The 21,444-nt window shown below is 66.0% G+C and carries 19 protein-coding genes and 2 tRNA genes; 12 read left to right on the top strand and 9 right to left on the bottom strand.

All coding sequences use genetic code 11. The features are described 5' to 3' along the window. Positions 1 to 65: 65 nt before the first annotated feature. The gene (locus tag ABQF13_RS04480) at positions 66 to 1,262 is read left to right on the top strand and encodes an N-acetylmuramoyl-L-alanine amidase (protein WP_448391533.1); all 1,197 of its coding nucleotides are present in this window, start codon (positions 66 to 68) and stop codon (positions 1,260 to 1,262) included. A gap of 5 nt (positions 1,263 to 1,267) precedes the next feature. On the opposite strand, the gene ABQF13_RS04475 is transcribed toward ABQF13_RS04480, so the two are convergent. The 9 genes from ABQF13_RS04475 to rpmH all read right to left on the bottom strand — a co-directional run bounded on the left by ABQF13_RS04475 (position 1,268) and on the right by rpmH (position 7,663). Then, positions 1,268 to 2,038, bottom strand: a complete 771-nt coding sequence (locus ABQF13_RS04475; RefSeq protein ID WP_448391532.1) for an acetyltransferase — start codon at positions 2,036 to 2,038, stop codon at positions 1,268 to 1,270. 218 nt (positions 2,039 to 2,256) lie between these two features. Continuing rightward, positions 2,257 to 3,249 carry a ParB/RepB/Spo0J family partition protein gene (locus tag ABQF13_RS04470; protein WP_448391531.1) on the bottom strand — a complete coding sequence of 331 codons (993 nt, stop codon included), beginning with the start codon at positions 3,247 to 3,249 and terminating at the stop codon, positions 2,257 to 2,259. 36 nt (positions 3,250 to 3,285) lie between these two features. Beyond that, a complete protein-coding gene (locus ABQF13_RS04465) occupies positions 3,286 to 4,338 on the bottom strand; it encodes a ParA family protein (RefSeq protein WP_448391530.1) in 1,053 nt (350 codons plus the stop codon). Further along, the gene (gene rsmG / locus ABQF13_RS04460; protein WP_448391529.1) at positions 4,335 to 5,015 is read right to left on the bottom strand and encodes a 16S rRNA (guanine(527)-N(7))-methyltransferase RsmG; all 681 of its coding nucleotides are present in this window, start codon (positions 5,013 to 5,015) and stop codon (positions 4,335 to 4,337) included. Before rsmG ends, ABQF13_RS04465 begins: the two co-directional genes overlap by 4 nt. Before the next feature lie 69 nt (positions 5,016 to 5,084). Next, positions 5,085 to 5,639, bottom strand: coding sequence for a Jag family protein (locus ABQF13_RS04455; protein ID WP_448391528.1), 555 nt, complete (start codon positions 5,637 to 5,639; stop codon positions 5,085 to 5,087). Positions 5,640 to 5,675: 36 nt separating this feature from the next. Beyond that, positions 5,676 to 6,806: a membrane protein insertase YidC gene (gene yidC / locus ABQF13_RS04450; RefSeq protein WP_448391527.1), complete on the bottom strand. Its 1,131-nt coding sequence runs from the start codon at positions 6,804 to 6,806 to the stop codon at positions 5,676 to 5,678. After that, positions 6,799 to 7,143: a membrane protein insertion efficiency factor YidD gene (yidD, locus tag ABQF13_RS04445; RefSeq protein WP_448391526.1), complete on the bottom strand. Its 345-nt coding sequence runs from the start codon at positions 7,141 to 7,143 to the stop codon at positions 6,799 to 6,801. The genes yidC and yidD overlap by 8 nt, the downstream gene beginning before the upstream one ends. Next, entirely contained in the window at positions 7,140 to 7,499 is a 360-nt protein-coding gene (gene rnpA, locus ABQF13_RS04440) for a ribonuclease P protein component (RefSeq protein WP_448391525.1), read from the bottom strand. Before rnpA ends, yidD begins: the two co-directional genes overlap by 4 nt. A gap of 20 nt (positions 7,500 to 7,519) precedes the next feature. After that, the gene (gene rpmH, locus ABQF13_RS04435) at positions 7,520 to 7,663 is read right to left on the bottom strand and encodes a 50S ribosomal protein L34 (RefSeq protein ID WP_082933415.1); all 144 of its coding nucleotides are present in this window, start codon (positions 7,661 to 7,663) and stop codon (positions 7,520 to 7,522) included. Positions 7,664 to 8,213: 550 nt separating this feature from the next. Here rpmH and dnaA point away from each other — a divergent pair. From dnaA to ABQF13_RS04380, 11 genes are all read left to right on the top strand, one after another. Further along, complete coding sequence (gene dnaA / locus ABQF13_RS04430; RefSeq protein WP_448391524.1) at positions 8,214 to 9,704, top strand: chromosomal replication initiator protein DnaA; 1,491 nt, start codon at positions 8,214 to 8,216, stop codon at positions 9,702 to 9,704. A 554-nt stretch (positions 9,705 to 10,258) separates the two neighbouring features. Then, positions 10,259 to 11,452 carry a DNA polymerase III subunit beta gene (dnaN, locus tag ABQF13_RS04425; RefSeq protein ID WP_448391523.1) on the top strand — a complete coding sequence of 398 codons (1,194 nt, stop codon included), beginning with the start codon at positions 10,259 to 10,261 and terminating at the stop codon, positions 11,450 to 11,452. Between the two features lie 28 nt (positions 11,453 to 11,480). Next, a complete protein-coding gene (gene gnd, locus ABQF13_RS04420; RefSeq protein ID WP_448391522.1) occupies positions 11,481 to 12,374 on the top strand; it encodes a phosphogluconate dehydrogenase (NAD(+)-dependent, decarboxylating) in 894 nt (297 codons plus the stop codon). A 28-nt stretch (positions 12,375 to 12,402) separates the two neighbouring features. Next, positions 12,403 to 13,575 carry a DNA replication/repair protein RecF gene (gene recF, locus ABQF13_RS04415; RefSeq protein WP_448391521.1) on the top strand — a complete coding sequence of 391 codons (1,173 nt, stop codon included), beginning with the start codon at positions 12,403 to 12,405 and terminating at the stop codon, positions 13,573 to 13,575. Further along, positions 13,568 to 14,128 (top strand): DUF721 family protein, encoded by a 561-nt coding sequence (locus tag ABQF13_RS04410; protein WP_448391520.1) that lies wholly within the window; start codon positions 13,568 to 13,570, stop codon positions 14,126 to 14,128. Before recF ends, ABQF13_RS04410 begins: the two co-directional genes overlap by 8 nt. 223 nt (positions 14,129 to 14,351) lie before the next feature. Continuing rightward, the gene (gyrB, locus tag ABQF13_RS04405; RefSeq protein WP_448391519.1) at positions 14,352 to 16,388 is read left to right on the top strand and encodes a DNA topoisomerase (ATP-hydrolyzing) subunit B; all 2,037 of its coding nucleotides are present in this window, start codon (positions 14,352 to 14,354) and stop codon (positions 16,386 to 16,388) included. A gap of 20 nt (positions 16,389 to 16,408) precedes the next feature. Beyond that, positions 16,409 to 20,182: an intein-containing DNA gyrase subunit A gene (gene gyrA, locus ABQF13_RS04400; protein ID WP_448391518.1), complete on the top strand. Its 3,774-nt coding sequence runs from the start codon at positions 16,409 to 16,411 to the stop codon at positions 20,180 to 20,182. A 27-nt stretch (positions 20,183 to 20,209) separates the two neighbouring features. Further along, a complete protein-coding gene (locus tag ABQF13_RS04395) occupies positions 20,210 to 21,085 on the top strand; it encodes a DUF3566 domain-containing protein (RefSeq protein ID WP_448391517.1) in 876 nt (291 codons plus the stop codon). Positions 21,086 to 21,140: 55 nt separating this feature from the next. Further along, positions 21,141 to 21,214, top strand: a tRNA-Ile gene (locus ABQF13_RS04390). Positions 21,215 to 21,230: 16 nt separating this feature from the next. After that, positions 21,231 to 21,362: a hypothetical protein gene (locus tag ABQF13_RS04385; RefSeq protein WP_448391516.1), complete on the top strand. Its 132-nt coding sequence runs from the start codon at positions 21,231 to 21,233 to the stop codon at positions 21,360 to 21,362. Beyond that, positions 21,353 to 21,425, top strand: a tRNA-Ala gene (locus ABQF13_RS04380). The genes ABQF13_RS04385 and ABQF13_RS04380 overlap by 10 nt, the downstream gene beginning before the upstream one ends. The last annotated feature ends 19 nt before the right edge of the window (positions 21,426 to 21,444 follow it).

The raw sequence follows: 21,444 nt of genomic DNA, 5'->3' as shown, positions 1-21,444 counted from the left end.
CTAAGTCCCTGATGCCTCGTCAGCGCGGGTGTCACCCCCTGACGACCGTGATCGAAAGGTCGCCCATGTCGAGTCTGCGTCGCGGTGACCGTGGAGGCCCGGTCACCGAGATCCGGGCTGCACTGGCAGCGCTGGGCATGCTCGACAACCCCGATGAAGAGATCACCACGGGCCGCCACGTCGTCGCCGACTTTTTCGACGACGAACTCGACCGCGCGGTGCGTGCCTTCCAACAGCACCGTGGTCTGCTGGTCGACGGCATCGTCGGTGAAGCGACGTACCGGGCGCTGAAAGAAGCTTCGTACCGGCTCGGCGCCCGGACCCTGAACCACCAGTTCGGCGCGCCGATGTACGGCGACGACGTGGCCACCCTACAAGCCCGACTACAGGACCTGGGGTTCTACACCGGCATGGTGGACGGCCACTTCGGTCTCGGTACGCACAACGCGCTGATGTCCTACCAGCGCGAGTACGGCCTGTACCCCGACGGCATCTGCGGTCCGGAAACGTTGCGGTCCTTGTATTTTCTGGGATCACGCGTCACGGGCGGTTCCCCGCACGCGATCCGCGAGGAAGAGCAGGTCCGCCGGTCGGGGCCGCGGCTCTCGGGCAAGCGGATCATCATCGACCCGGGCCGCGGCGGTGCCGAGCACGGGCTGATCATGCACAGTCCGGAAGGGCCGATCAACGAGGCAGATATCCTGTGGGACTTGGCCAGTCGGCTCGAAGGCCGGATGACCGCAATCGGCATGGAGACGTTCTTGTCGCGACCGGCCAACGGCGCACCCTCCGACGCTGAACGGGCCGCGACCGCCAACACCGTGGGCGCCGACCTGATGATCAGCTTGCGCTGCGCCACCCAGCCCAGCCCGGCCGCCAACGGGGTCGCCTCCTTCCACTTCGGTAACTCACACGGCTCGGTGTCCACCATCGGGCGCAACCTGGCCGACTTCATTCAACGAGAAGTAGTGGCCCGCACCGGATTACGCGACTGCCGCACCCACGGGCGGACGTGGGATCTGCTGCGGTTGACGCGGATGCCCACCGTGCAGGTCGACGTCGGTTACGTCACCAACCCGCGCGACCGCGACATGCTGGTGTCGACCCAGAACCGCGATTCGATCGCCGAAGGCATCCTCGCCGCCGTCAAACGCCTCTACCTGCTCGGCAAGAACGACCGTCCGACAGGGACATTCACGTTCGCCGAACTGTTGGCGCACGAACTGTCCGTCGACAACGCCGGCCGGGTCAGCCGGTCCTGACCGGTTCACCCGGACGAGCGCGCACCCGCCCCGACCGGTTCCTTCAGCTCAACGGTTTCCAGCAGCCGTTCCAACGCGGCTTCCACGTCCGCCTTCCAGCCCAGACCCTGCTCGAGTTCCAGCCGCAGCCGCGGAAAGTACGGGTGCTGGGCGACGACGACGAACCCGGCATCGCGCAACATGTCGACGCCCAGCACGCACTGGTCCACCGCACAGTCCCCGAGTACTTCCACCACGCCGCGCAACGACGGCGACACCGTGTCCGGGTCGGCGAGTTCGCCGACGTCGGCGGTGTGCCCGAAGGCCTCCAATGCGCGCGCCCCGCGACGCACCAGATCCCCGACGACCGCGGCAATCAGGCTGCGCGGCAACGTGTCAGCGTCGTCGCACGGTTCCACCCCCAGCGAGGTGAGCAGCACGGCGTCGGCGCTGACTGGCCCGGTCGGAAAGTGACGCGCGCGGGGCACCGCGGTCGGCGGCGCGTAGAAGGCGTAGCCCAGGCATGGTTCGTCGCCGCGCAGCGGCACCGGGTCGTCGTCGGCCCCGTCGCGGCACTGCACCGCGATCTGCGCGCACGACCCCCACTCGAGCATGACCATCGACAGCCACGCTTCCTTCTCGAATTCGGGGTCCGACAGCGGAGCGTTTCGACCGGGCGCAGCGCCGGCACCGGTCTCCAGCGTCGACGGATCGACCTCCCAGTACACGCACCGGCGGGCGTGCTTGGGTAACTGCTCGAAGCCATCGAGCCGAAGAGGCGCGATTCGTGCTGACACTAAACTCTCCGGGTTCCACGCGGTACCGAGATGCTCGGGTGCCACTCCAGGATAGAAGGCTCCGGCGCCGACGGCCCGGTTTCTTCACTGCATCGCGCGACGCACCGCCGGTGAGCCGAAACCGATTGCACCCCAGCGGAATTCATCTGCACGAGCTGCCCGTGCGGTTCGCTACCGGATGCCAGTGTCACAGTGACGTAATTACCGCGGGTGGTAGTTCAGCGCTCGGCCGCGGTCATCAGGTCGACAATGCGTTGCAGATCGTCGACCGACCCGAACTCGACGACAATCTTGCCCTTGCGTTTGCCCAGGCTGACCGTGACGCGGGTGTCGAACGATGTGGAGAGCCGTTCAGCAACGTCCTGCAGGCCGGGCATCTGGATCGGCTTACGTCGTGGCGCGCTCGGGGCCGCATCGTCGGAGCGATTGGCCAGCGTGACCGCTTCCTCGGTGGCGCGCACGGACAACCCTTCGGCGACGATTCGCGCCGCCAACTCCTCCTGCTTTTCCGGGCCGCCCTCCAGTGACAGCAGCGCGCGGGCGTGGCCGGCCGACAGCACGCCGGCGGCGACTCGGCGCTGTACCGCGATCGGCAACCGCAGCAGCCGGATCATGTTGGTGATCAACGGCCGCGACCGGCCGATGCGGGCCGCCAGTTCATCGTGGGTGACACCGAACTCATCGAGCAGCTGCTGATAGGCGGCCGCCTCCTCGAGCGGGTTCAGCTGCACGCGGTGGATATTCTCCAACAACGCGTCGCGCAGCATGCTGTCGTCGGTGGTCTCCCGGACGATCGCGGGAATGGTGTCGAGGCCGGCCTGCTGCACGGCCCGCCACCGGCGCTCGCCCATGACGAGTTGATAGCGCGGACTTTCCCCCCGCTCGCCGGGCAGGCTGCGCACGACGATCGGCTGCATGAGACCGAACTCGCGGATGGAGTGGATGAGCTCGGAGAGCGATTCCTCGTCGAAGACCTGGCGGGGCTGGCGCGGGTTGGGTTCGATGGCGGCCGGGTCGATCTCGCAGTAGACCGCACCGACGTCGTTGGTGGTGGTGTTCGCGCCGTCGATCGAGCCGCCGATGACCACGTCGGCGGCCGCGTCGCCCATCCGCGGTCCGTACGACGACGTGTCATCGTCGGCCGGCCCGGTAGGGATCAGCGAAGCCAGCCCGCGACCAAGACCGCTGCGCCTGCGTGACGATTGGGTCATTGCACTTTCTCCCCTACTCCTCGAACCTGCGCCCGCTCATCGGCCGTGGCTCCGTTCGGCGATCTGGCCCCGTTCGGCGATCTCCCGGCTCGCGTCCAGATAGCTCATCGCGCCCCGCGAGCCCGGGTCGTAATCGAGGATCGTCATCCCGTAGCCGGGCGCCTCGGAAACCTTGACGCTGCGCGGGATGACGGTCCGCAATACCTTATCGCCGAAGTGTGACCGAACATCGGCAGCAACCTGGTCGGCGAGTTTGGTGCGCCCGTCGTACATCGTCAACACCACGGTGGTGACATCGAGTTGAGGGTTCAGGTGCGCCTTGACCATCTCGATGTTGCGCAACAACTGCCCCACCCCTTCAAGCGCGTAGTACTCGCACTGGATCGGGATGAGCACCTCGGGTGCGGCCACCAGGGCGTTGATCGTCAACAGCCCCAGCGACGGTGGGCAGTCGATGAAAACGTAGTCGAAGTCGTGGTCCTTGAGCCCGGCGAGCGCACTGCGCAGCCGGCCTTCCCGGGCCACCATGCTGACCAATTCGATCTCGGCACCGGCGAGGTCGATGGTCGCCGGCACGCAGTAGAGCCGTTCACTGTGCGGGCTGCGTTGCAGTGCGTCCTGCAGTGGTATCTCGCCGATCAACACCTCATAAGAGGACGGCGTGCCGGGTCGGTGCTCGATCCCCAACGCGGTGCTGGCATTGCCCTGGGGGTCGAGGTCGATGACCAACGTGTTGAGGCCCTGCAGTGCGAGCGCCGCCGCGACATTGACCGCGGTGGTCGTCTTGCCGACCCCGCCCTTCTGGTTGGCGATCGTGAAGACGCGTTGGCGGGGCGGGCGCGGCAGCCGGCCCTTCGCCGCGGCGTGCAAGAGGCGCACGGCCCGCTCGGCCTCCGCGCCGATCGGGGTGTCCGCCGCCGCCGGGTCCGACCAGTCCTCGGTCGGCGGCGCTGAGGTGTCCCATGTTTCACGTGAAACGTCCTCGCGCGGAGTCGATGTTTCACGTGAAACCTCGGGGCCCTGGGCCGCGGCGGCGTCTGCACCGGAGCCCTCGGGCCCACGCCCGCCGCGCTCAGGAACCGAACTCATCCTCTTCTCCTGCCCGTTGAGCGGTGTGCCCTCGGAGTGCGTCGCCGCGCCACCACGACGGTCGCGGGTGGATCCACGAAATCCGCGCCACATTTGATCACCCTCACATCAGCGGCACCCCGTGCCGTCATCGCACGCCGGTGGTCCCGGACCTCTTCCTCGGCCCGCTCCCCCTTGATCGCCAGCATTCGCCCGTCGACACGCAACAGCGGCATGCTCCACTTCGTCAGCTTGTCCAACGACGCCACCGCGCGCGACACCACAACATCCATTTCCGCCACTTGGCGCCGAACCGTCGCCTCCTCGGCCCGGCCTCGAACAACCCTCACGTCGAGTGCCAACTCCACGATCATCTCCGCCAGAAATTCGCTGCGGCGCAGGAGTGGTTCGACAAGCGTCACACGGAGGTCCGGGCGAGCCAACGCCAACGGTATCCCGGGCAGCCCGGCCCCGCTCCCGATGTCGGCGACATTGGCATCCGGTTCGATGAGCTCGCCGACGGCGGCGCTATTGAGAAGGTGGCGCTCCCATAGCCGGTCCACCTCCCGCGGTCCGATCAGCCCCCGTTCCACGCCGGCGCCGGCAAGAGCTTCGGCGTACCGCTGGGCTGTTTCGACCGCCCCTCCGAACAAGGCCTCCGCGGCCGCCGGCGCCGCCGATACCTCGCCATGTTTCACGTGAAACATCCTCCGGATCTCGCGCGCCGGCCTAGCCGTCAAAACTACATCGATGTAACTCGCTCGCGATCAGTCGATCAGCACGACCACGCGCCGCGACGGCTCGACGCCCTCGCTCTCGCTGTGCACCCCATCGATTCCGGCGACCGCGTCGTGCACGATCTTGCGCTCGAACGGCGTCATCGGCGAGAGCTCCTCGCGCTCCCCCGTCTCGAGCACCCGCCGCGCCACCTTCTCGCCCAGAGCGGTCAACTCGTCACGACGCCGGCGGCGCCACCGCGCGATGTCGAGCATCAGCCGGCTGCGCTCACCGGTCTTCTGGTGGACCGCCAGCCGGGTCAGCTCCTGCAGCGCGTCGAGTACCTCGCCTTTACGCCCGACCAACTTGCTGAGGTCCCCGCCGCCGTCGATGCTGACGACCGCGCGGTCCCCCTCCACATCCAGATCGATGTCGCCGTCGAAGTCGAGCAGATCCAAGAGCTCCTCGAGATAGTCGCCGGCGATCTCGCCTTCGGCGACCAGACGCTCCTCCAGGTCGTCCTCGACGGTCGGCGCGGCGGCCTCGCCGTCGTCCGGTCCGCCGGTCAACTCCTCGTCGCGCTCGGTCGTCTCAGCGTCCGTCATGACTGTGTCTCTCCTCATTCCACCGGTGAGAACCGGTCAACGTTTCTTCTTCTTGGGTCGCGCGCCCGGCCGCGGTGTGGCTCCCGGCCGCGGCGCGCGGTTGTTCGTCGCCGATGCGGACTTGCGCGGACCGGAGGCTGGCTTCGTCTTCGGCGCGCTCTCACCGTCCGTTGTGGTGTCCTCACCCCCGTCGTCGGCGGCGCTGTCGGCGTTGGCCGTCGTGGTCACCTGCGCGGTCGCGGCCTGACCCTTGCCGGCCCGTTTCGGCTTGGCCCCCGGCGGCGGCGCGTTCTGTGCGCGCCGCTCCAGCGCTTCCTGCTTCTTGGCTTCTTCTTCCTTTTCGATCTTGCCGAACACGTAGTGCTGCTGACCGAAGGTCCAGATGTTGTTGGCGAGCCAGTACATGATGATGGCCAGCGGTAGGAACGGTCCACCGACCACGACGCCGAGCGGGAACACGTACAGCGCCAACTTGTTCATCAACGCGGTCTGCGGATTGGCCGCAGCCTCGGGGCTCTGCCGCGCGACCGACGCCCGGCTGTTGAAGTAGGTGGCGACGCCGGCCAGGATCATGATCGGCACACCGACCGCGATCACCGCCGCGCGATTGAATTCGGTGAACGCGTCCAGACCCGTGGTCTGGATCATCCACGCCCCGATCGGAGCGCCGAACAGGTTGGCGTCCAGGAAGTGCCCAACGTCAGTGGCGCTGAAGACGTAGTTGGGCAACGTGCGGTTCACCGCGGGATCGAGGTGCTGTGCGCCGATGCCGTAACCGCCGGTGCGGTTGAAGGACCGCAACACGTGAAACAGCCCGATGAAAACCGGGATCTGCGCCAGCATCGGCAGGCAGCCGAGGATCGGGTTGAAGCCGTGTTCCTTCTGGAGCTTCTGCATCTCCAGCGCCATGCGCTGACGGTCTTTGCCGTACTTCTTCTGCAGCGCCTTGATCTGAGGCTGCAACTCCTGCATCTGGCGGGTGGTACGGATCTGTTTGACGAACGGCTTGTAGAGGATCGCGCGCAAGGTGAACACGAGGAACATCACCGCCAGCGCCCAGGCGAAGAAGTTCGACGGCCCCAGCACAAAACCGAACAGCTTGTACCAGACCCACATGATCGCCGACACCGGGTAGTAGATGATGTCGAGGCTGAACCAGTTAAACACGCGTCTCGCTTCCTGATCGCAATGCCGGGGTTTGCCCGCTGCGGGCGGAACTCTCCCGATCGGTGCGGTACTCGCTTGCCTGCGCACAGCTTTGGTGCGCCTCGCCCCCGCGCTCCGGGATCGGGTCCCATCCTCCCTTATGCCATGGTCCGCATTTCAGCAGCCGTACGGTTGCCAACCAGCCGCCCTTCATGAGCCCGTACTCGCCCAGCGCATCCACCGCGTACTGACTGCAGGTCGGCATGAAGCGGCACGTCGGCAACCGCAGCGGCGAAACCATGTTGCGGTACAGCTGGATCACGAAGATGACCCCGCGCGCGACGACACCCGCCTTCATCGACGCGCCTCGCTCTTGGGTCTGCTCCGCCGCAACGCCGAACGCAGTTCTTGTTCCAGCCGAGCCGAGATCGCGTGCCGGGAGCTGGGCATCGCGCGGATCACCACCCGGTCAGCCGGGTCGAGTTCGTCGATCACCGCGCGGGCCACGTGCCGTAGCCGGCGCGCCACCCGATGTCGTTGCACTGCGGTACCAACCGATTTCGAAACCACCAGCCCGATCTTCGGGCCGTCTTCGGCCCCATTGTCCGCACGCAGCGCGTGCACCACCAGATCGGGCCGTGCCGTGCGCACACCGCGGCTGACCGTCGTCCCGAAATCGGTCGACCGCGTCATCCGGTACCGCGCCGGAAGCACCGCGCTAGTCCTGCGTCGCGTTACGCAGACAGCGCGCGACGGCCCTTGCGCCGCCGGTTGGACACGATCGCCCGACCGGCCCGAGTCCGCATCCGCAGCCGGAACCCATGCACGCGTGCGCGGCGCCGGTTGTTGGGCTGAAAAGTCCGCTTGCCCTTGGCCACGGCTCTATCTCCTTGTTGCGTCTTGCACCCGCAGCCCACAGCAAGCGAATATCGCTGTCGTGGACCCGGTTGCCGTTGGTAAGCTCATCCGTCCCGCTTAACCGGCGCGTTCACCAGGCGTGCCTGCTCGCAGCCGTGTCACCACGTTCGGGCGACTGTTCGAGGGTACTGACGAGTATTGCCTGGGTCAAACCTCGTTCGGGGCCCCCACAAATCGTCACAGCCGTCACAGCTGTCGCGCCTTTACGCACCCCGAAAATCCGCCCCCGTCAATGTCGCAGAACGGTTGGCACCCGGCCCGAAACCTGTTAGCTTCTGCCAAGGCCGATTCGATAACGAAACGGCGACAGACAACGAAATGAGGATGGCCGAACAGCCGCGAGCCCACGGCCCGCACGACTGCGACGAGCCCCGGCCACTGCCCTCCTCACCGGTAGAGAACCGAGCGGCGGCGACTGTCCGTTATCCACAACCTGTGGATAACTTTGTGGACAGTTCGTCATCGTTCATTTGGTCGTCTCAAACACGGCCTAAAGGGGGTTACTAGTCATTGACAGCCGACCCCGATCCGCCGTTCGTGTCGGTGTGGAACACCGTCGTCGCTGAACTCAACGCCACCTCTCGGCCCACCGAGGCCCCCAACGGGGAATCGACCCTCCCCGTCCTCACCCCGCAGCAAAGGGCGTGGCTGAAGCTCGTCAAGCCACTCGTCATCACCGAAGGATTTGCCCTCCTGTCGGTACCGACGCCGTTTGTGCAAAACGAGATCGAACGGCACCTGCGTGAACCGATCATCAGCGCGCTCAGCCGCCAGCTCGGCCAGCGCGTCGAACTCGGTGTTCGCATCGCCGCGTCCTCCGAAAGCGAGGCCGACGACGGCTCCAGCGCCTCCGCCCCCCTCGAACCCGACGAAGTCGACGAGGTCTCCGAAGCCCTGGCCAGCGCCGAGGAAAGTTGGCCGACCTACTTCGCCAACCGACAGCTCAACGCCCCCGACGATGAAGACACCGCGGTCAACCTGAACCGGCGCTACACCTTCGAGACCTTCGTCATCGGCGCGTCCAACAGGTTCGCCCATGCCGCGACGCTCGCGATCGCCGAGGCTCCGGCCCGGGCCTACAACCCCTTGTTCATCTGGGGTGAATCCGGGCTCGGCAAGACCCATCTGCTCCATGCCGCCGGCAACTACGCCCAGCGCTTGTTTCCGGGCATGCGGGTCAAGTACGTCTCCACCGAGGAATTCACCAACGACTTCATCAACTCGCTGCGCGACGACCGCAAAGCGTCCTTCAAACGCAGCTACCGCGATATCGACGTCCTGCTGGTCGACGACATCCAGTTCATCGAGGGCAAGGAAGGTATCCAGGAAGAGTTCTTCCACACCTTCAACACGCTGCACAACGCCAACAAGCAAATCGTGATCTCGTCGGATCGGCCCCCGAAACAGCTGGCCACCCTCGAGGACCGGCTGCGGACCCGGTTCGAATGGGGCTTGATCACCGACGTTCAACCGCCCGAACTGGAGACCCGCATCGCGATCCTGCGCAAGAAGGCGCAGATGGACCGCCTCGACGTACCCGGCGACGTGCTCGAGCTCATCGCCAGCAGCATCGAGCGCAACATCCGCGAACTCGAGGGTGCGCTGATCCGGGTCACCGCGTTCGCCTCACTGAACAAGACCCCGATCGACAGGTCGCTGGCCGAGATCGTGTTACGCGACCTGATCTCGGATGCCAGCACCATGCAGATCAGCGCGGCCGCGATCATGGCCGCCACCGCCGAGTACTTCGAAACCACCGTCGAGGAACTCCGCGGACCCGGTAAGACCCGGGCGCTGGCGCAGTCCCGCCAGATCGCGATGTACCTCTGCCGCGAGCTCACCGACCTCTCCCTGCCCAAGATCGGGCAGGCGTTCGGGCGCGATCACACTACAGTGATGTACGCGGAGAAGAAGATTCGCGCCGAGATGGCCGAACGCCGTGAGGTCTTCGATCACGTCAAGGAACTGACCACCCGGATCCGTCAGCGCTCCAAGCGCTGACGTCCACCCCACCTGAATCACCGCATCGGCGGTGGTTTTCGCGCGTCCGTACGACGGGGAGAATCCGAAAAATCTTTGGCACCGCCAGCATCACTGGTCACAGACCGGCCCTGTGCACACCATGTGCACAACCTGGGAACCAGCGCTGGAGCCGGTCGGCGCGTCGTCCACAGGCCGGCCGGACTCCCCAGCGTTTGTCATTCGGTCAACGCATCATCCACAAATCATTCACAGCGGGAAATCACGCTGGGCTGGGCAGACCGGTGTTCATCCCCAATGTGCACAGGCCCTAATACTGTTGCTTGTATATCTATCGGAACTCTTCTTTGAAGTAGGCGCCTGGGGACACCACCCGGACACCCGAAGTCGAAACCCCTTCCCAACCTGCATGTCAGCCCCATCGTTTAGCTTTCAAGTTGAGGCGGAAAGCTCTACGGTGGTTCAGCGGCAGCCGTTACGGTCGTTCCGACGCAAATCGGTTCGAATGCGAGTGAGACACCGGGGAACCGCTGCGTAGTGCTTGTTGTGTCATTGATCGAAGGGACCCAATGGACGTGGCGACGACAACGGTCGGTCTCACCGATTTGAAGTTCCGGTTGGTGCGCGAAGATTTCGCCGACGCGGTCGCCTGGGTGGCCCGAAACCTTCCCACCCGGCCGACGGTTCCGGTGCTTGCCGGGGTGTTGCTCACCGGCACCGACGAGGGGCTGACCATCTCCGGCTTCGACTACGAAGTGTCGGCAGAGGTGCAAGTTCCAGCCGAAATCGCCTCCCCGGGAAGCGTTTTGGTATCCGGGCGGTTGCTGTCCGACATCACCAGAGCGTTGCCCGCCAAGCCGATCGACGTCAGTGTCGAAGGCACCAGGGTGTCATTGACCTGCGGTAGCGCCAGGTTCTCGTTGCCGACGATGGCGGTGGAGGACTACCCCACCCTGCCCACGCTGCCCGAGGAGACCGGGGTGGTGTCATCGGACTTGTTCGCCGAGGCCATCGGTCAGGTGGCCGTCGCCGCCGGTCGTGATGACACGTTGCCAATGCTCACCGGTATCCGGGTGGAAATCGCCGGGGAGAAGGTCGTTTTGGCGGCCACCGACCGGTTCCGGCTCGCGGTTCGCGAACTGACCTGGTCCACCTCGTCGGCCGATCTGGAAGCCGCGGTGCTGGTTCCGGCCAAGACGCTGGCCGAAGCGGCGAAGGCGGCCACCGACGGTGGTGAAGTCCACCTGTCGCTGGGTGCGGGCGCCGAGGTCGGTCAGGAGGGGCTGCTGGGTATCCGCAGTCAAGGTAAACGCAGCACTACCCGACTGCTGGACGCCGAGTTCCCGAAGTTTCGCCAACTGCTGCCCGCCGAGCACACCTCGGTGGCCACCGTCGGCGTCGCCGAACTCACCGAAGCCATCAAACGCGTCGCGCTGGTCGCTGACCGGGGCGCGCAGGTGCGGATGGAGTTCGCCGATGACGTGCTGCGGTTGTCCGCCGGCGCCGACGATGTCGGCCGGGCCGAAGAGGACCTACCCGTGACATTCGCGGGCGACCCGTTGACCATCGCGTTCAACCCGACGTATCTGACCGACGGGCTGGGGTCGTTGCATTCGGAGCGGGTGACGTTCGGGTTCACCACGCCCAGCCGGCCCGCGGTGCTGCGCCCGGCGGGCGACGATGCGGCCGAGGCCGGCGCGACCGGTCCGTTCCCCGCCGCGCAGACTGATTACGTCTACCTGCTGATGCCGGTGCGGCTTCCCGGCTGACCGGCCCGATCCCGGGAAAGGGGCGCATATGCAACTGGGTCTGGTCGGCTTGGGCAAGATGGGCTTCAACATGCGTCAGCGCCTGCGCGAGAACGGCCATGAGGTCATCGGCTACGACCCACGACCCGAGGTCAGCGACGTGCCCTCGCTGGCGGCGCTGGCCGACGCTCTGGATACGCCACGGGTGGTGTGGGTGATGGTGCCGTCGGGACCGATCACCCGGGAGACGATCACCAGCCTCGCTGACGAACTCAGCGCCGGCGACTTGGTCATCGACGGCGGAAACTCCCGTTACACCGAAGACGCGCCACACGCAAAGTTGTTGGGCGACAAAGGAGTAGCGTTCATCGACGCGGGGGTGTCCGGTGGGATCTGGGGGCTGGAAGAAGGCTACGGGCTGATGGTGGGCGGCGCGGACGCCGACGTCGAACGCGCGATGCCGATCTTCGACACCCTGCGCCCGCCCGGGCCGCGCGAAGACGGGTTTGTCCACGCCGGGCCGGTCGGTGCGGGGCATTTCGCGAAGATGGTGCACAACGGGGTGGAGTACGCGCTGATGACTGCGTACGCCGAGGGCTACGAAATGCTGTCCGCAGAGGAGTTGATCGAGAGCCCGCAGGCGGTGTATCAGGCGTGGAGCAACGGCACCGTGGTGCGGTCGTGGCTGCAGCAACTGCTGGCGAAGGCGTTGAAAGAGGATCCGGGATTCGCCAAGATCAGCGGCTACACCGAGGATTCCGGGGAAGGTCGGTGGACCGTGGAGGAGGCGATCCGGCTGCGGGTTCCGGTGCCGAGCATCGCCGCGGCACTGTTCGCCCGCTTCCTGTCCCGGCAGGACGAGTCGCCGACCATGAAGGCCGTCGCGGCGTTGCGCAACCAGTTCGGTGGCCATGCGGTCAAGCGGATCAGCGAGTCAGGCTAGGTGCCTGCGTACGCGAGGAGCGGTTAGGGTGCACGTCCGTCGTCTCGGATTGACCGACTTCCGGTCATGGCCGCGGGTCGACCTGGAGTTGGCGCCGGGGCGCACCGTGTTCGTCGGTCCGAACGGCTTCGGTAAGACCAATATCATTGAAGCGCTGTGGTATTCGGCGACGCTGGGTTCGCATCGAGTGGCCACCGATGCGCCGCTGATCAGAACGGGCGCCCCACGCGCGGTGGTGTCGACCATCGTGGTCAACGAGGGCCGTGAGCTGGCGGTAGACGTGGAGATCACCGCGGGCCGGGCCAACAAGGCCCGGCTGAACCGGTCGCCGGTGCGTGCGGCCCGCGAGATCCTCGGGGTATTGCGTGCGGTGTTGTTCGCACCGGAGGATCTGGCGCTGGTCCGCGGCGATCCCGGCGAGCGTCGTCGCTACCTCGACGAGTTGGCCACCACCCGGCGCCCGCAGGTCAGCGCGGTGCGCGCGGACTACGACAAGGTGCTTCGGCAACGCACCGCGCTGTTGAAGACCGCCGCGGCCGCCCGGTATCGCGGTGACCGCGGGGTGCTCGACACCCTCGACGTCTGGGATGGGCATCTGGCTGAGAAAGGCGCGCGGCTGATCGCGGCCCGCGTCGACCTCGTCAACCAACTGGCACCCGAGGTCGAGAAGGCCTATCAGCTGTTGGCGCCGGCGTCGCGCCCGGCGTCGATCCGGTACCGCAGCGGCGTGGAAGTCGTGGAGGAAGAAAGCGCCGCGGGCACCGGCAATGCGGAGGTGTTCGAGGCCGCGCTGCTGGACGCGCTGGCGCGCCGCCGTGACGCCGAACTCGAGCGCGGTGTCTGTCTGGTCGGGCCGCACCGCGATGATCTGGAGCTGCGGCTGGGCGATCATGTCGCGAAAGGCTTTGCCAGCCACGGAGAGTCGTGGTCGATGGCGCTGGCGCTGCGGTTGGCGGCTTACGAGTTGTTGCGCGCCGAGGGCGGGGATCCTGTGCTGTTGCTCGACGACGTGTTCGCCGAACTCGACACCGCGCGACGACAAGCGCTGGCCAATGTCGCCGCCGACGCCGAGCAGGTGCTGGTCACCGCGGCCGTCGCCGACGACATCCCCGCGGACTGGGATGCCCGCCGAATCGAGGTGTCGATGCGCGACGGCGACGACGGTCGGGTCTCCGATGTGGCTGGTGTGGACCATGACTGATGGCAGCGGCGACGGCGACGTGCGGCCACCCGAGCGTCTGGCGAACCTGGCGGGGATGGATCTGGTCCGTCGCACGTTGGAAGAAGCACGTGGCGCGGCACGCAGCCAAGGTAAGGACATCGGCCGGGGCCGGCGGCCGCAACCGCGCCGGGTGGCGGGAAACAGCCGCCGACGCTGGTCAGGGCCGGGACCGGACGCGCGTGATCCACAACCGCTCGGGTCGGCGGCGCGTGACGTTGCCAAAACCCGCGGCTGGTCCGGCCGCGTCGCGCAGGGCGCGGTGTTCGGACGCTGGGCCGGCGTCGTCGGCGAGCAGATTGCGGCGCATGCGACGCCGACCACGCTGCACGATGGGGTGCTGACGGTTTCCGCGGAATCCACCGCGTGGGCCACCCAGCTGCGGATGGTTCAGGCCCAACTGCTGGCCAAGATCGCCGCGGAGGTCGGCGACGGGGTGGTGACGTCGCTGAAGATCGTCGGACCGGTGGCGCCGTCATGGCGAAAAGGCCCGTACCACATCGCAGGCCGGGGACCCCGTGACACCTACGGCTGACCGCCGCCGCGGCTGGTTCCTGAAACGCACTAGAACGCTTCGATCGGTGTTCTGAAGCGTCATGAGGCACCTCAAGGCAAAAAATGCCACAGGCGACGCAAATAGGTGTGTAGAAACGCCCCCTCAGAGTCGGTCCTGACGGTCATTCCCGGTAGACTGTTCCACAGAATCGGTGGGCGGTGCTCGACCGCCCGCATTTGAACCCCAAGGAGACCCGTCCAACGTGGCTGCCCAGAAGAAGAGTGCTCCCAACGAGTACGGCGCCGATGCGATCACCATTCTCGAAGGGCTCGAGGCCGTCCGCAAACGTCCGGGTATGTACATCGGCTCGACCGGTGAACGCGGCCTGCACCACCTTATCTGGGAGGTCGTGGACAACTCCATCGACGAGGCGATGGCCGGCTACGCCACCAAAGTCGACGTCAAGATCCTGGCCGACGGCAGCGTCGAGGTCACCGACGACGGTCGTGGCATCCCGGTGGCCAAGCACAAACAAGCTGGCATCCCCACCGTCGACGTGGTGATGACCCAGCTGCACGCCGGCGGCAAGTTCGGCGGCGAGAACAGCGGCTACGCGGTCAGCGGCGGCCTGCACGGTGTCGGGGTCTCGGTGGTCAACGCGCTGTCCTCCCGGGTGGAGGTGACGATCTTCCGCGACGGCTACGAGTGGTTCCAGTACTACGACCGGTCGGTACCCGGCGAGCTCAAGCAGGGCGGCAAGACCAACAAGACCGGGACGACGGTGCGGTTCTGGGCCGACCCGGACATCTTCGAAACCACCGAGTACGACTTCGAGACCGTCGCGCGCCGCCTGCAGGAGCAGGCGTTCTTGAACAAGGGGCTGACGATCTCGCTGGTCGACGAGCGGGTGCGGGCAGAAGAGGTCACCGACGAGGTGGTCAGCGACGTCGCCGAGGCGCCCAAGTCCGCCGAGGAGAAGGCGGCCGAGGCGGCCGAGCCGTTCAAGGTCAAGCATCGGACGTTTCACTACCCCGGCGGGCTGGTCGACTTCGTCAAACACATCAATCGGACCAAATCGCCGATCCACCAGAGCATCATCGACTTCGGCGGCAAGGGTGAAGGCCACGAGGTCGAGATCGCCATGCAGTGGAACGGCGGCTACTCCGAGTCGGTGCACACCTTCGCCAACACCATCAACACCCACGAAGGCGGCACCCACGAAGAGGGTTTCCGCGCCGCGCTGACCACCGTGGTCAACAGGTACGCCAAAGACAAGAAGCTGCTCAAGGACAAAGATCCCAACCTCACCGGCGACGACATTCGCGAAGGCCTGGCCGCGGTCATCTCGGTCAAGGTGGCTGAGCCGCAGTTCGAGGGTCAGACCAAGACCAAGCTCGGCAACACCGAGGTGAAGTCGTTTGTGCAGAAGATCTGCAACGAGCAGATGAGCCACTGGTTCGAAGCCAACCCATCTGAAGCCAAAACCGTTGTCAACAAGGCGGTCTCGTCTGCGCAGGCGCGCATCGCGGCGCGTAAGGCACGCGAGCTGGTGCGTCGCAAGAGCGCCACCGACCTCGGCGGGCTGCCCGGCAAGCTGGCCGACTGCCGATCCACCGATCCGAGCAAGTCCGAACTCTATGTGGTGGAGGGTGATTCGGCAGGCGGCTCGGCCAAGAGCGGCCGCGACTCGATGTTCCAGGCGATTCTGCCGCTGCGCGGCAAGATCATCAACGTCGAGAAGGCACGTATCGACCGGGTGCTGAAGAACACCGAGGTGCAGGCGATCATCACCGCGCTGGGCACCGGTATCCACGACGAGTTCGACCTCGCCAAGCTGCGCTACCACAAGATCGTGTTGATGGCCGACGCCGACGTCGACGGCCAGCACATCGCCACGCTGCTACTGACGCTGCTGTTCCGGTTCATGAAACCGCTCATCGAAAACGGCCATGTGTACCTGGCGCAGCCGCCGCTGTACAAGCTGAAGTGGCAGCGCAGCGAGCCGGAGTTCGCGTACTCCGACCGTGAACGCGACGCCCTGCTCGAGGCGGGCCGCCAAGCGGGTAAGAAGATCAACGTCGACGACGGCATCCAGCGGTACAAGGGTCTTGGCGAGATGGACGCCAAGGAACTGTGGGAGACCACGATGGATCCCTCCACGCGAATCCTGCGCCAGGTCACCCTGGACGACGCGGCAGCCGCTGATGAGCTGTTCTCGGTGCTGATGGGCGAGGACGTGGAAGCGCGCCGAAGTTTCATCACCCGCAACGCCAAAGACGTTCGTTTCCTTGACGTTTAACTAGCCATAGGACTCATTTCATGACTGACACCACGTTGCCTCCCGGCGACGAAGCAGGCGACCGCATCGAACCGGTCGACATCCAGCAGGAAATGCAGCGCAGCTACATCGATTATGCAATGAGCGTGATCGTGGGCCGCGCGCTGCCCGAGGTGCGTGACGGGCTCAAGCCGGTGCACCGCCGGGTGCTCTACGCGATGTACGACTCGGGTTTTCGCCCGGACCGCAGCCACGCGAAATCCGCGCGCTCCGTTGCCGAGACGATGGGTAACTACCACCCCCACGGCGACGCGTCGATCTACGACACCCTGGTTAGGCTGGCTCAGCCGTGGTCGCTGCGCTATCCGCTGGTCGACGGCCAGGGCAACTTCGGTTCGCCAGGCAACGACCCGCCGGCCGCGATGAGATACTGCGTGACCGGAGATGCGTTGGTGCGGCTGCCCTTTGGACAGTCGGTCCGGATTGCGGAGATCGTTCCCGGTGTTCGGCCGAACTCCGACAATGTGGTCGACGCCAAGGTGCTGGACCGCCACGGTAACCCAGTCCTGGCCGACCGCCTTTTCCACTCCGGGGAGCATCAGACCTACACCGTTCGGACCGCCGAGGGCTACGAGGTCACCGGGACTGCCAACCATCCGATTCTGTGCTTGGTGGATGTGGCAGGCGTTCCGACTCTGCTGTGGAAGCTCATCGAAGAAGTGCGTGCAGACGACCGGGTGGTCATCCAGAGAACGCCGCCGGCGGAGTTCGGACCGCCGGGTGACTGGCACGACACCCTGGAGGCACTCCTGTTCGGCGCCTTCATCAGCGAGGGTTTCGTCTCGGAGAAGCGTGCTGGGTTCAACAACCTGGACCGCGACTACTTCAACATGGTGGTGGGTGCCTATGACGCCGTCGTGGGCGGCCCCCGGTATGTCTCCGAGCGGACAATTGCTTCCGGAGCAAATCTGTTCGAACTCGATGTCCAGAACACGGATGCGCTCCGGCACAGCCGCCTGGGCGAGCTCATGGGTCAGCGGTCGGCGGAGAAAGCCGTCCCCGAGTGGCTCTGGCATAGCCCGGCGGCGGTCAAACGCGCATTCCTTGGCGCACTGTTCGAAGGCGATGGATCATGTTCGGCCCTGCCGCGCAACATAATCCAGGTCTCGTACTCAACCCGAAGTGGGCGGCTTGCCAAGGATATCCAGCAGATGCTGTTGGAGTTCGGAGTGATCTCACGGCGCTATCTGCATGCGACGGGTGAGCACAAAGTCGTCATCACGAACCGTGCACACGCTGAAATGTTCGCGGCCCAGGTCGGTTTCGGTGGAGCGAAACAGTCCAAGCTGCAAGGGCTCCTTGCGGCGCTGCCGGCGAACGCCGCAGGGCTGGATGGCGATCATGTCCCAGGCCTCGCCAAGTTCATCCGCACACACTGCCGCAGCCGGTGGATAGACAAGGACTGGCTCAACAGGCACAACATCGACCGGCAGTCCCGCTGGCAGCGCGACCGCGCCGAGATACTCGGCCGTATCGCGGACACCGACGTGAAAGCGATCGCCTCGGAACTCACCGACGGCCGGTTCTACTACGCTCGCGTGGCCTCGGTGACGGACGCCGGAGTGCAGCCGGTCTACAGCCTGCGTGTTGACACCGATGACCATTCATTCATCACCAACGGGTTCGTCAGCCACAACACCGAGGCGCGGCTGACCCCGCTGGCGATGGAGATGCTCCGGGAAATCGACGAGGAGACCGTCGATTTCGTTCCGAACTACGACGGCCGGGTGCAAGAACCGACGGTGCTGCCGAGCCGGTTCCCCAACCTGTTGGCCAACGGGTCCGGCGGCATCGCGGTGGGTATGGCCACCAACATTCCGCCGCACAACCTGCGTGAGCTCGCCGACGCGGTGTACTGGTGCCTGGACAACTTCGACGCCGACGAGGAAGCCACGTTGGCGGCCGTCTGCGAACGTGTCAAGGGTCCGGACTTCCCCACCTCCGGTTTGATCGTTGGCTCCCAAGGCATTACGGACGCCTACACCACCGGGCGCGGGTCGATCCGGATGCGCGGCGTCGTGGAGATCGAAGAGGACAGCCGCGGCCGCACCGGCATCGTCATCACCGAGCTGCCGTACCAGGTCAACCACGACAACTTCATCACCTCGATCGCCGAGCAGGTCCGCGACGGCAAGCTCGCCGGCATCGCCAACATCGAGGACCAGTCCAGCGACCGGGTGGGTCTGCGCATCGTCATCGAGATCAAGCGCGACGCCGTGGCCAAGGTGGTGCTGAACAACCTCTACAAGCACACCCAGCTGCAGACCAGCTTCGGCGCCAACATGCTGTCGATCGTCGACGGGGTGCCGCGCACGTTGCGCCTGGATCAGATGATCCGGTACTACGTCGACCATCAACTCGACGTCATCGTGCGGCGCACCACCTACCGGCTGCGTAAGGCCAACGAACGGGCGCACATTCTGCGTGGCCTGGTCAAGGCGCTCGACGCCCTCGACGAGGTGATCGCGTTGATCCGGGCCTCGGAAACCGTCGACATCGCGCGCCAAGGCCTGATCGAGCTCCTGGACATCGACGACATCCAGGCCCAGGCCATCCTGGACATGCAGCTGCGCCGGCTGGCCGCCCTGGAGCGCCAGCGCATCGTCGACGATCTGGCCAAGATCGAAGCCGAGATCGCCGATCTGGAAGACATCCTGGCCAAGCCCGAGCGGCAACGGGCCATCGTGCGCGATGAGCTCAAGGAACTCGTCGACAAGTACGGCGATGACCGCCGCAGCCGCATCGTGCCTGCCGACGGTGAGGTCAGCGACGAAGACCTGATCGCCCGCGAGGACGTCGTCGTCACGATCACCGAGACCGGCTATGCCAAGCGCACCAAGACCGACCTGTACCGCAGCCAGAAGCGCGGCGGTAAGGGAGTGCAGGGCGCCGGCCTCAAACAGGACGACATCGTCAACCACTTCTTCGTCTGCTCCACGCACGACTGGATCCTGTTCTTCACCACCCAGGGCCGCGTATACCGCGCGAAGGCCTACGACCTGCCGGAGACGTCGCGCACCGCGCGCGGCCAGCACGTCGCCAACCTGCTGGCATTCCAGCCCGAGGAACGCATCGCGCAGGTCATCCAGATCAAGACCTACGAGGATGCGCCCTACTTGGTGCTGGCCACCCGCAACGGGCTGGTGAAGAAGTCCCGGCTCACCGAGTTCGACTCCAACCGGTCGGGCGGCATCGTGGCGGTCAACCTGCGCGACGGCGACGAGTTGGTGGGCGCCGTGTTGTGCTCGGCCGACGACGACCTGCTGCTGGTATCGGCCAAGGGCCAGTCGATCCGGTTCTCGGCCACCGATGAGGCGCTGCGGCCGATGGGCCGCGCCACCTCCGGTGTGCAGGGCATGCGGTTCAACACCGACGACCAGCTGCTGTCGCTCAACGTGGTGCGCCCGGATACGTATTTGCTGGTCGCGACGTCGGGCGGGTACGCCAAACGCACGGCGATCGAGGAGTACCCAGTGCAGGGCCGCGGTGGCAAAGGGGTGCTGACGATCCAGTACGACAAACGTCGTGGCACCCTTGTTGGTGCGTTGATCGTCGATGACGACACAGAGCTGTACGCCATCACCTCGGGTGGAGGCGTCATCCGGACGGCGGCTCGCCAGGTTCGCAAGGCCGGGCGGCAAACCAAGGGCGTTCGGTTGATGAACCTGGGTGAGGGCGACACACTGGTTGCCATCGCGCGCAACGCCGAGGAAGGTGACAGCACCGATGAGGTCAACACCGACCCCGGAGCTTGAGCGCCCGTCACCAGTGAGGAGCCGTAGGTGAGTTCACCGAACGAGCCGGGACACCCGCGCGCGGTCGATGGTCCCGGTGGCCCCAACGGCTCAGCCGGCGGCCCCGGCCACGACGGCGGGGCGCTGGGCGCGGCAGCGTCGCGGCCAGGCGTTTCCGACCGCGGTGACGCACCGCCGTGGCAGCGAGGCCAGGGTGCGGCTCGCGGCGCGAATACGTCGCAACGGCCGCCGGAGGGTCCGCCGCGTCGACGTCCGGTGGCTGGCCGGGGACCCAACGCCCGCGGTGACGCACCGGAGGGTGCTGGCGAGGATGGCCGGCAGGGGCCCGAGGCCCGGCAACCCGGGCCCGAAACCCGGCCGGGCGGCCCCGAGACGCGGCAGCCGACCCCGGAGGCCTATAGCAGCGAGTTGCCCGACCTGTCCGGTCCGGTGCCGCGTCCGACACCGCGGAAACCGGCCGCGGAGCGGTCCACGGCAGAACCGGCCCACCGGCCGGCGGGTCCCACCAGCCGCATCCAGGTCGGCACCCGCCACCACGGACCGGTGCGGGCCAGCATGCAGATCCGGCGCATCGACCCGTGGAGCACGCTGAAGGTGTCGCTGGTGCTGTCGGTCGCGCTGTTCTTCGTGTGGATGATCGCCGTCGCGTTCCTGTACCTGGCGCTCGGCGGCATGGGCGTGTGGAGCAAACTCAACAGCAACGTCGGCGACCTGCTCACCAGCGCCAGCGGGACCTCCGGCGGCGAGTTGGTGTCCAGCGGAACGATCTTCGGCGGCGCGACGTTGATCGGTTTGGTGAACATCGTGTTGCTGACCGCGATGGCCACGGTGGGTGCGTTCGTCTACAACCTGACGACCGACTTGGTCGGCGGTGTCGAGGTCACCCTCGCCGATCGGGATTGAGTTTGGGTAGCGGCTTAGGGTTGCGGTAATCTCGTCGCTCGGCCAGACGGCATACGGGGCTATAGCTCAGGCGGTTAGAGCGCTTCGCTGATAACGAAGAGGTCGGAGGTTCGAGTCCTCCTAGCCCCACGGAAAGGTTCACACCATGAGGCTGGCGCTGTTGGCCGCCACCGGGATCGTCGCGGCGGTGGCCGTCACGTTGTGGCGATCGCGGCACGGCGTCGAGGTATGGCACGTGGCAGCCGACGCGCCCGCCGAACCGATCACGGGGCCTTAGCTCAGTTGGTAGAGCGCTACCTTTGCAAGGTAGATGTCAGGAGTTCGATTCTCCTAGGCTCCACGCAAATGTCCTGCGCCGA

The organism is Mycolicibacterium sp. XJ879 (assembly GCF_053483935.1).
Note: the sequence above shows the minus strand (reverse complement) of the source record. Positions and strands in the feature narration are given on the sequence as shown.

Bases quoted from the DNA above. Each gene is read 5' to 3' on its own strand.
- ABQF13_RS04480 (WP_448391533.1), top strand. From the start codon at position 66: ATGTCGAGTCTGCGTCGCGGTGACCGTGGAGGCCCGGTCACCGAGATC.
- ABQF13_RS04470 (WP_448391531.1), bottom strand. From the start codon at position 3,249: ATGACCCAATCGTCACGCAGGCGCAGCGGTCTTGGTCGCGGGCTGGCT.
- ABQF13_RS04465 (WP_448391530.1), bottom strand. From the start codon at position 4,338: ATGAGTTCGGTTCCTGAGCGCGGCGGGCGTGGGCCCGAGGGCTCCGGT.
- ABQF13_RS04455 (WP_448391528.1), bottom strand. From the start codon at position 5,639: ATGACGGACGCTGAGACGACCGAGCGCGACGAGGAGTTGACCGGCGGA.
- yidD (WP_448391526.1), bottom strand. From the start codon at position 7,143: ATGAAGGCGGGTGTCGTCGCGCGCGGGGTCATCTTCGTGATCCAGCTG.
- gnd (WP_448391522.1), top strand. From the start codon at position 11,481: ATGCAACTGGGTCTGGTCGGCTTGGGCAAGATGGGCTTCAACATGCGT.
- ABQF13_RS04410 (WP_448391520.1), top strand. From the start codon at position 13,568: ATGACTGATGGCAGCGGCGACGGCGACGTGCGGCCACCCGAGCGTCTG.
- gyrA (WP_448391518.1), top strand. From the start codon at position 16,409: ATGACTGACACCACGTTGCCTCCCGGCGACGAAGCAGGCGACCGCATC.
- ABQF13_RS04385 (WP_448391516.1), top strand. From the start codon at position 21,231: ATGAGGCTGGCGCTGTTGGCCGCCACCGGGATCGTCGCGGCGGTGGCC.